Annotated in this window: 3 protein-coding genes; 1 reads left to right on the forward strand and 2 read right to left on the reverse strand. The window is 61.7% G+C overall.

Translation table 11 applies throughout. The annotated features are described in order from the left end of the window. Positions 1-196: hypothetical protein (locus tag APM_RS22445; RefSeq protein WP_206740709.1), on the forward strand; the 196-nt coding region annotated here is incomplete at its 5' end. Between the two features lie 321 nt (positions 197-517). Here APM_RS22445 and kdpC read toward each other — a convergent pair. Beyond that, on the reverse strand, positions 518-1,117 hold the full coding sequence (gene kdpC / locus APM_RS19350) for a potassium-transporting ATPase subunit KdpC (protein ID WP_007425088.1): 600 nt from the start codon (positions 1,115-1,117) through the stop codon (positions 518-520). 15 nt (positions 1,118-1,132) lie between these two features. Then, positions 1,133-2,202 (reverse strand): potassium-transporting ATPase subunit KdpB (kdpB, locus tag APM_RS19355; protein WP_007425089.1); only part of this gene is annotated, 1,070 nt, incomplete at its 5' end.

Below are 2,202 nucleotides of genomic sequence, written 5' to 3' on the forward strand. Positions count from 1 at the left end.
TCACTCCCATGGATTGGGAAGCTCGGCGCCGTATAATTTGAAAGAAAAAAATGATAACAGTATTAAAGAAACAAGACTTATTATGATTGTCAGGATGGACACCGTCGAACAAATAAATATTTCAACAAAAATCGGCTTATATTTTGTCAAAAATAAAATTGAATATTCGATAACCATAATGGAAATAAATGGCTGAACGATCCTGAAAAGATAATCAGAAAAAAATTTTGTGTTGATATGCCTTTTCAACGAAAGCAATCTCATCAATATCGACGATGAAACAACAATCCATGGCAAAATGCTTGACTCCAGTAAATTTTTTTCTCCTATGCCAATTTTCCTATTCATCAAATAAAATATGACTATCGAAAATACCATCAACCACATGATGGCCCAGACCGTGAAAAGCCGCATCGTTATACGTGGCACAACTTCCAGCGAATGAACGTGCGGCATCTGATGTCTTTTCTTGCCCACGGCGGCTTTCCGTTTATCCGGCATCGCAGCATGAAATCCGTCATTTCTGGCTGTTTCTGGCCAAAGCGAGGTTCAGCCGCAGCACGTCGACATGCGCGGTGCCGATCACGCCGAACGCCGGCCGCACCGCGAGGCGGCGCACCAGGCGCTCGACCGTCGCCGCCGGCATTCCCCGCGCCCGCGCCACCGCGGGCGCCTGCCGCAGCGCGTTCGCCAGCGAAATGTCCGGATCGAGCCCCGACCCCGACGAGGTCGCCGCATCATCCGGCACCGGCCCCGGACCATAGGCCTTGCGATAGGCGGCGATCCGCGCGGTGACATGGGCGACGAGCGCCTTGCTGGTCGGCCCGAGATTGGACGCGCCGGATTCCGAGGCGTCATAGGGCGTGGGTATGGTCTGGCCTTTCGCATTCGTCCCCGTCAGCGCCGAGGGACGGGAATGGAACCATTGCGCCCCCCGGAAATCCTGCCCGATCAGCGCCGAGCCGACCGCCTGTCCATGAACCCGGATCAGGCTGCCATTCGCCTCGAAGGGAAAGACGAGCTGCGCCAGCCCGGTCACGGCCAGCGGTGCTGCCAGTCCGAGCAGCAGGGTGAAGAGGACGACAAGGGAAAACGCGGGGCGGAGTTCGCGCAACATGACGGTCTCGCTCGATCAGCTGAAGATGTGGAAACTGTTCAGGATCAGGTCGATCACCTTGATCCCGACGAACGGCGTGACGATGCCGCCAAGCCCGTAGATCAGCAGGTTGCGCCGCAGCAGCGCCGCCGCCCCCATCGGCCGGAAGGCAACGCCGCGCAACGCCAGCGGCACCAGCACGACGATGACCAGCGCATTGAAGATCACCGCCGAGAGAATGGCGCTTTCCGGCGAGGCCAGGGCCATGATGTTGAGGGCGCCGAGCTGCGGGTAGCTCGCTGCGAAGATCGCCGGCAGGATCGCGAAGTATTTCGCGATGTCGTTGGCGATCGAGAACGTCGTCAGCGCGCCACGGGTGATCAGCAGTTGCTTGCCGATCTGCACGATCTCGATCAGCTTGGTCGGATCGCTGTCGAGATCGACCATGTTGCCCGCCTCGCGCGCCGCCTGCGTGCCGGTCTGCATCGCGACACCGACATCAGCCTGCGCCAGCGCCGGCGCGTCGTTGGTGCCGTCGCCGCACATCGCGACCAGCCGTCCCTCGGCCTGCGCCTTGCGGATATAGCCGAGCTTGTCCTCCGGCGTCGCCTGCGCGATCACGTCGTCCACACCGGCCTCGGCGGCGATCACGCTCGCTGTCACCCTGTTATCGCCGGTGACCATGACGGTGCGGATGCCGATCCGCCGCAGCGCCTCGAACCGCTCCCGGATCCCCGGCTTGACGATGTCCTTCAGCTCGATGACGCCGAGCAGCGCGCCCTCCGCCATCAGGCCGAGCGGCGTGCCGCCGGCGCGCGCGATGCGGTCCACCGCCGCGCCGAAGGCGTCCGGCGCGGCGCCGCCCACGAGGTCGAGGATCGAGTCCACGGCCCCCTTGCGCCAGTGCCGCTCGCCGGCATCGATGCCCGAAAGCCTTGTGTTCGCGCTGAACTTCACGATTTCCGCCCCGTCCGGCAGCACCGGATCGACGCCGAATTCCTCCCGCGCCAGCCGCACGATCGACCGCCCCTCCGGCGTCTCGTCGCCGAGCGAGGCGCAGGCGGCGGCCTCGGCCATGCGCCGCACATCCACACCCGGCACCGGAT

The sequence above is a fragment of the Acidiphilium sp. PM genome (assembly GCF_000219295.1).
GTDB classification, from domain to species: Bacteria; Pseudomonadota; Alphaproteobacteria; order Acetobacterales; family Acetobacteraceae; genus Acidiphilium; species Acidiphilium multivorum.

Bases quoted from the DNA above. Each gene is read 5' to 3' on its own strand.
- kdpC (WP_007425088.1), bottom strand. From the start codon at position 1,117: ATGTTGCGCGAACTCCGCCCCGCGTTTTCCCTTGTCGTCCTCTTCACC.